Source organism: Caldisericaceae bacterium, from assembly GCA_036574215.1.
Lineage (GTDB): Bacteria > Caldisericota > Caldisericia > Caldisericales > Caldisericaceae > Caldisericum.
In genome coordinates, this window is record JAINCR010000054.1 from 1 (window position 1) to 7,875 (window position 7,875).

At 32.6% G+C, this 7,875-nt stretch carries 6 protein-coding genes and 1 pseudogene; all 7 read left to right on the top strand.

Annotated elements, in window-relative coordinates; genetic code table 11:
• The first annotated feature begins 521 nt into the window (after nt 1–521).
• The 7 genes and pseudogenes from K6343_03280 (at nt 522) to K6343_03310 (ending at nt 7,875) form a co-directional block, all read left to right on the top strand.
• Entirely contained in the window at nt 522–1,193 is a 672-nt protein-coding gene (locus K6343_03280; GenBank protein ID MEF3244991.1) for a site-2 protease family protein, read from the top strand.
• A 10-nt stretch (nt 1,194–1,203) separates the two neighbouring features.
• Nucleotides 1,204–2,181: a tryptophan--tRNA ligase gene (gene trpS / locus K6343_03285; protein ID MEF3244992.1), complete on the top strand. Its 978-nt coding sequence runs from the start codon at nt 1,204–1,206 to the stop codon at nt 2,179–2,181.
• Entirely contained in the window at nt 2,178–2,783 is a 606-nt protein-coding gene (locus tag K6343_03290; protein MEF3244993.1) for a segregation/condensation protein A, read from the top strand. The genes trpS and K6343_03290 overlap by 4 nt, the downstream gene beginning before the upstream one ends.
• Nucleotides 2,776–3,261 (top strand): SMC-Scp complex subunit ScpB, encoded by a 486-nt coding sequence (locus K6343_03295; protein MEF3244994.1) that lies wholly within the window; start codon nt 2,776–2,778, stop codon nt 3,259–3,261. Before K6343_03290 ends, K6343_03295 begins: the two co-directional genes overlap by 8 nt.
• 160 nt (nt 3,262–3,421) lie before the next feature.
• Nucleotides 3,422–5,176 carry an ABC transporter ATP-binding protein/permease gene (locus K6343_03300; GenBank protein MEF3244995.1) on the top strand — a complete coding sequence of 585 codons (1,755 nt, stop codon included), beginning with the start codon at nt 3,422–3,424 and terminating at the stop codon, nt 5,174–5,176.
• Nucleotides 5,173–7,533, top strand: coding sequence for an ABC transporter ATP-binding protein/permease (locus K6343_03305; protein ID MEF3244996.1), 2,361 nt, complete (start codon nt 5,173–5,175; stop codon nt 7,531–7,533). Before K6343_03300 ends, K6343_03305 begins: the two co-directional genes overlap by 4 nt.
• A 77-nt stretch (nt 7,534–7,610) precedes the next feature.
• Nucleotides 7,611–7,875, top strand: a pseudogene (locus K6343_03310) (SPASM domain-containing protein).

Below are 7,875 nucleotides of genomic sequence, written 5' to 3' on the forward strand. Positions count from 1 at the left end.
TTCAAGAATGAAAATTACTTACTTTCTTATTCTTCTTTTGGGAGTTTTTGTTCTTGAATATATCATTCTCTCTTACTATCCCATTTGGACGGCAAATGGAGAAGTGGCAACATTTATACTCATATCAGCACTACTAATTACATTGGATGTAATTATATACAGAAAGGCTTAAGGAAAGCAAATCTGATATTCCTGAAAAGTTTTAAATAAACAACGATAATTCTAATCTTAGAATACTTTTCCATATATTTCCCTATACATTTTTTAAAGATCCTGTAATAGGTGTTTTTGGAATAATTAATTTAATTTCTTATAATATTTTGTGGGAGGTTAGCACCTCGTCAGATTGATGAGAGGAACTTATCTTTTTTCAATTCTCAAGACCCTGTCTTTATTTTTGTTTTAGTGCAAACAAATAAAGTAAGGTAAAATTAACTCCCCACAATTCATTAAGCTCTAAACTATTCAAATAAATGCTTTTAACTAACTTAAAATTTTTAAATTTCAAAAACTTATGTATAATGAAAAAAATAAATACTAAGTATGGAGATGAAAATATGGATTTAACAAATATTAAAGATGTGTTAGCAAGCTTGATTATACTGATACCTGCAGTGCTTATAACACTTACAATTCATGAGTTTGGCCATGCGTATGCAGCATACAAATTAGGAGATACAACAGCAAAAGAAGAAGGAAGGCTATCTTTAAACCCGTTAAGGCATATTGACCCAATTGGACTTTTATCTCTTGTAATATTCCGTTTCGGTTGGGGAAAACCAGTTCCAGTTGATTTTACTGCACTCAGAAACCTTAAAAAAGGGATGATCATCGTTTCCCTTGCAGGTCCTTTTGCAAATCTTCTTATTGCAGGAGTGTTTTCCCTTATTTACAGATTTATGATCTCACGCCCCTTTGCGCTATCGTATCTTGGTTATTTCATAAGTTTAATCCAATACACAATTATGTTAAGTATTTATCTTGCCATTTTTAATCTAATTCCTATTCCTCCACTTGACGGATCGAAAATTGTTTTTGCGTTAACAAAAAACCCCTTACGTTTCATTTATGATGATGCTCTAAACTACTACGGAATAATTTTCCTTGTCATACTACTTGCAATTCCTATATTTAAATTTGATCAACTTTTAATGCAAATTGCAGGACCTATTCTTAAATTTCTTATACCTTAAGGAGGGTAAAATGGATGTTGTAGTTACAGGCATGCGTTCAACAGGACCACTCCATATAGGCCATCTTGTAGGAGTTATTGACAATTTAAAAAAATTACAGGAAAACTACAAAAGCTACTTTTTTATTGCTGATTTACATGTTTTAACGACAAATTATGAAAATGTATCCGATTTCAAAAAAAACCGTATCGAGGTAATGCTTGACTGGCTTGCTTCAGGAGTTGACCCAAACAAGGCAACTTTATTTATTCAATCAAAGGTGCCTGCTCATACATATTTACATTTACTTCTTTCGATGATTGTTCCTGTATCTTGGCTTGAAAGAAATCCAACAGTAAAAGAAATGATAAGAGATCTTGCGCTTTCAGAAAATGCGTCTTATGGTTTGCTTGGGTATCCAGTCCTTATGGCATCTGATATTATTTTATACAAGGCAAAATTTGTCCCAGTTGGTAAAGATCAGCTTCCACATCTTGAAATGACTAGAGAAATGGTAAGAAGATTCAATTTTCTTTACGGAGACCTTTTTGTAGAACCCCAGGCATTACTTACAAATTTTCCAAATGTGATAGGGATAGATGGCAAAAAGATGTCAAAAAGTTTAGATAACGATATAAAGATAAGTGATACAGAGGAAGAAACAACCAAAAAGATAATGAGTGCAATAACAGACCCGCAAAAAATTAGATTACACGATAAAGGACATCCAGAAATCTGCACTGTTTTCACATATCATAAGATCTTTAACCCTGAAGAAGCAACAAGTATCGAAACAGACTGTAAGAATGGCACTCTTGGATGCGTTGCCTGCAAAAAAAATCTTGCAAAAAAACTTAACGAAAGATTGAAAGGTATTAGAGAAAAAAGAGAAGCTTTAAAAAAGGATTTAGACACCGTCATTGATATTTTTGAGACTGGTAGTAAAACTGCTTCAGAAGTAGCAAACGCCACTCTTGAAGAAGCACTACAGAAAATGAACCTAAAATGATGCTTTTAGACTTATTAGACGAAGCTAAAAGAAATAAAAAAATACTTCTTAAAGTTTCACTAATTGAACTAATTAATAAAGAGTTAAATAACCTTGATATTGAAAACCTTGAAGAAAAAGTTTTTACAATAGCGATACTAATTGAGCTTAAGTCAGAAATGCTTCTATACCTTTTTGGCTTAAATACCACCAAAAAGAAAAATTTTGAGAATGAAAGTGATGTAATTGAAATTGTTGAAATACTTGAAAAAACTTTCAAAGATAAGATAGAAAGAAGCGCTTTTATTGAAAAAGTTTCTTCAAACGAGATTCCACTTAACCGACTTTCAAAAATAGTAAAAGAGATACTTGAAAGAGAGAACTACTATGAAAAAGGTGTTATAGAGAACAACAACATCTCTCTTATAGAAGTCATGGAGAAACTTAAAGAAAAACTTAAAACTCATCTTGAGATAGATTTTAAAAAGCTGATGGAAGAGTGCACTTCAAAACTTGAAATAATTGTTACATTTCTTGCTGTTCTTATACTTGCAAAAAATAGGTTTTTAACAATTACACAAGAAGGCAGTTTTTCGCCAATCATATTAAAGTTAAATGGATAAAGAAAAATATATATATGCAATTGAATCGATACTTTTTATTTCAGCAAAGCCTGTAAAAATAGAAAAAATTTCTCTCACTTTATCTCTAGACAAAATGAGTGTGAGGAGCCTACTTTTAGAACTTGAAAACATTTTAAAAGAAACAGGTATCAATTTGAAGTATGAAAAGGATAGAGTTTCCCTTGTCCCAAACGAATCATATAAAACCTTCTTTGAAAAATTCATCAAGAAGAAAAAGACTATGCTATCAAGAAACTTACTTGAAGTGGTTGGCCTGCTTCTTAAAAAGAAGAGAACAAAAGAAGAGATTGATAAAATAAGGGGTGTTAATAGTGCAAGAGTAATAAACGAACTTATCAAATTAGGTTATGTAGAAAAAGAATTCTACGATAAACAGATTTTCTATAAAGTTTCACAAAAATTTTATGAGAAATTACCCAAAGAGATTAAAGAAAAGTTAGAAAAGAAAATTTTTTAGAAATATCAAGGTTAAGGCACACATTTTCAAAATACAAACACCTTACAAACCTCCTTTTAAAAAAGCAAAGAAAGAAGGTTTCTCTTGACAAAAAATAATTTTATCATATAATTACAAAAGATGTTTAAATTATTAAATATTACGTCTTTAGGAGGCTAAATTGAATGCTCTCTTTAGGCTTTACGGCAACATGAAAAGGTATATCATTTATGTTATCCTTGCGGTTGTATTTGTGTATTTCCAGGTAAGAGCAAACCTTGAGTTGCCAACTTTAATGTCAAATATTATTAATAACGGTATTTTACAAGGTAACGTAAATTATATATGGAAAGAAGGAATTTTAATGCTTTTGGTAGCAGGCTTAGGAATAGTTGCTTCAATTATTGCAAACCTCTTTTCTTCCATAAGCTCAATGAGTTTTGGTAAAGATGTAAGAAGCAAACTTTTCAAGCATGTTGAAGATTTCTCTCTGTATGAATTTAACAAATTCGGGGCGTCCACCCTTTTAACAAGAACAACAAACGACGTTGTGCAAATTCAACAGTCAACAAGAATGCTCATAATGATGCTTCCAAATTCAATCTTCACTGGTATTGATGCAATAATATTAGCTTACAGTCTCAGTCCATACCTTACAAAGGTGTTGATTATAACGGTTGTTATAGTTTTTGTTCTCATTGCTATCCTCATAAGACCAATCACTTTGCTCTTCTTGCAGATACAAAAGCAAATAGACAAAATTAATAAAGTATTAAGAGAAAACATAATTGGCGTTAGAGTGGTTAGAGCATTCGACAAAATTGAATACGAAAAAAACAGATTTGATAAAGCAAACCTTGATGTTACAAACACCTATATTAAGGCAAATAGAATTATGTCGATTTTAATGCCACTTGCAATGGTAAGTATGAATCTTGCCATTATTGCAATTCTGTGGTTTGGCACGATAGGACTTAACGCAGGAAACGTGAACTTAGGTGCAATGATCGCCTTTATACAATACGCTTCCATGATACTTATGAGTATTATCTTCTTTACAATGCTATTTGTTATGTTTCCACGTGCAGTTGCAGCAAGCGAAAGAGTTGTAGAAGTTTTAGACACAAAAATCGAGATAAAAGATATAGAAAACGCAAAAACTTTTAGTAAAGAGGAGAAGGGTAATATTAAGTTTAACAACGTAAGTTTCAAATTCCTACATGCAGAAGAACCAGTTTTAAGTAAAATCACTTTTGAAGCAAAAAAAGGCGAAGTAGTAGGAATACTTGGGACAACAGGTAGTGGTAAATCAACTCTATTAAATCTCATTACTCGACTTTACGATGTAACTGAAGGTAGTATCCTTATAGACGGAGTAGATGTAAGGGAAATACCACAAGAAGAATTGAGAAAGAAAATTAGTTTTGCACCACAAAAGGCTGTAATTTTTACAGGAACAGTAAAAGAAAATATAAAAATAGGAAATCCCGAAGCAACAGATGAAGAAATCATTGAAGCAAGTAAAATTGCCCAAGCACACGAATTTATTGAGAAATTACCTTTAGGGTATGATACAGTAATTTCAGAAGGGGGAACTAATCTTTCGGGCGGTCAAAAACAGAGGATTTCCATTGCAAGAGCCATTTTAAGGAAGGGTGATATCTTTGTCTTTGACGATTGTTTTTCTGCGCTTGATTTTAAAACCGAAGCAAAAGTTAGACTTGCATTAAATGAAATTCTTAAAAATGCAACGACAATTATTGTTGCTCAAAGGGTTGCAAGCATAATGAGAGCAAATAAAATAATAGTTCTTGATGAAGGTAAGATAAAAGGCATAGGCACACATAAAGAATTGATGGAAACCTCCGAAATTTACAGAGAAATTGTAAACTCACAACTATCCTCTAAAGACCTTACAAGGGAGGAACCAGTATGAGTGAAAAGAAAAGTGATCAACAAAAAATGGGCCCAATGCTCATGGGCGGAGGGCAAAGCGGACTAAGAAGTGCAGTTGAAAAACCCAGAGATTTTTGGGGTAGCACAAAAAGGTTTATAAGATATCTAAAGCCGCAACTTGGAAGAATTATTTTTGTTCTTTTACTTGCTATGGTAAGCACTGTTTTTGCTGTTTTTGGGCCAAGAATTAGTGGAAATGCAATTAATGAAATTACAAATGGTTTTATTGCAAAAAATCTTGTTACAAACATTTCTGAAGCACAGACTAAAGCCATTCCACAGATAAACAAACTGCTAACTGAATTAAAAAATACCCAACTATCTTACGAAAATAAGGCAGAATTAGAAGTTAGAAAACAGTTTGAAGGGAAAAATGTCCCTGAAAATCTCGTAAACGAAGCAATACAAAAGGCAAAAGAGAATGCCAAAATAGAAGTTTTAAAGCAATTTTTAAGAAAGGCAAAACTAACCGAAGAACAATTTAATGCGCTAACTACTTTTGTAAGTTATCCAATTGTAAATACCATCTCAAATTACAATAAGAGAGCAGAAGTTGTTCAAGAAATCATAAATTTAAGTAGTTCATTGCCTCTTACAGAATTCTCAAAACTCATGGGAAATTCCACATCTACAATGAAAAACTTAAATTTCTCCCAAACTGGCCTCACAAGAGCACTTGAAATCATTCGAAAAAACGGCGGCAAGATTCCATTTGATAGTATTGGTAAGATATTACTACTACTTGTTTTATTATACTTTTTAAGTGCATTTTTAACCTTTATTGTTCAGTATATAATGTCAGATGTTTCACAGAAGATTACTTACTCTATGAGGAAGGAACTCTTCAATAAACTTATGAACCTTCCTATGAGGTTTTATGATACCCATTCTACAGGTGATATTTTAAGCAGAATGAGTAATGACCTTGATACAGTATCAAACACCTTACAGCAGAGTATTACACAAGTAATCATTTCAATTACGCAGTTGGTTGGATTTTTGGTAATGATGTTTACAATTAGTGGAAAACTCACTATTATTTCAATTCTAAGTTTACCTATTTATACCATTCTTATGTCGTTAATCATCAAATACTCTCAGAAATTTTTTGCTGATCAACAAAAACATCTTGGAAGACTCCTTGGACACGCAGAAGAAATGTATACAGGGCACGTAATTGTGAAAACTTACAATAGAGAAAAGGACTCTATAAACAAATTTGAGAACATCAATAATGACCTCTATTCTGCAAACTGGAAAGCACAATTCTTAACAGGAATTATGATGCCTGCTACAAACTTTATTAGTAATGTTGCATACGTCTTTATCGCAGTATTCGGTGGAATTTTTGTTACCCATAACGTCCTAAATCTTGGAGATATTACGGCATTTATACAGTATTCAAGATCATTCTCTCAACCGATTGTCCAGATTGCAAATATTTCTAATATCTTTCAATCAACAATTGCTTGTGTAGAAAGGGTTTTTAATGTTCTTGATGAGAAAGAGGAAGAAAGTGATAGTAAGGATGCAATAATCCTCAATAAACCTCAAGGGGGTATTGCTTTTAACAACGTGTATTTTAATTACACAAAAGAAAAACCTCTCTACGAAGGGCTGAGTATTAAAGTAAACAAAGGAGAAACAATTGCAATCGTTGGGCCAACAGGTGCAGGAAAAACAACACTTGTAAACTTACTTATGAGGTTCTATGAGATTCAAGGTGGAGAAATTACCTTTGACGGCGTTGATATCAGACACATAAAGAGAGGAAGCTTAAGAAGAAATATTGGCATGGTTTTACAGGATACTTGGTTATTCAATGGGACTATAAAAGAAAATATTGCATACGGAAAAGAAAATGCAACTTTTGAAGAAATAGTAAATGCAGCAAAACTTGCATATGCAGATAGGTTTATAAGGAGTCTACCCGATGGATATGACACCGTAATAAATGAAGAATCTTCAAACATATCTTCAGGTGAAAAACAACTTATCACTATTGCCCGTGCGTTTCTTATTGATCCGACTGTGCTCATATTAGACGAAGCAACAAGCAATGTTGATACAAGAACAGAAAAACTCATCCAAAAGGCAATGGAAAAACTCATGAAAGGGAGAACTTCTTTTGTCATTGCCCACAGACTCTCAACGATTAGGGATGCCAAAAATATACTCGTAATGGATAATGGAAAAGTTATAGAACAGGGAAGTCATGAAGAACTACTAAAGAAAAATGGCTTCTATGCTGAACTATATTACGCACAATTCCTTGGCGCATTTGATAGCGATAACATACCAAACCCAAAAGAACTTAAAAGCGAAACAGCAAATTAGAAAACTGCAAAATTCATTTGACAAAAGGGAATATTAGAAGTATAATTTATAACAAGAAGTTGAAAGGAGGGCTTATGTCTTATAAGAGAATAAATGAGATAAGATCTAGAAAACCACTTTTTGCAGCGGATTTTTGGAATGACGGCCCTTACACAGATGGTTGTATTGCAGGTGGAAGAAGTTATATCCATATTACAGCAGATGGTGGTATAGAACCGTGTGCATTTATCCATCTTTCACAGGGAAATATAAACGAAATGAGTTTAAAAGAAGCGCTACAACTTCCTTTCTTTAAAGAAATACAGAAACTCCAACCGTATTCAGATAACCTTTTAAGACCAT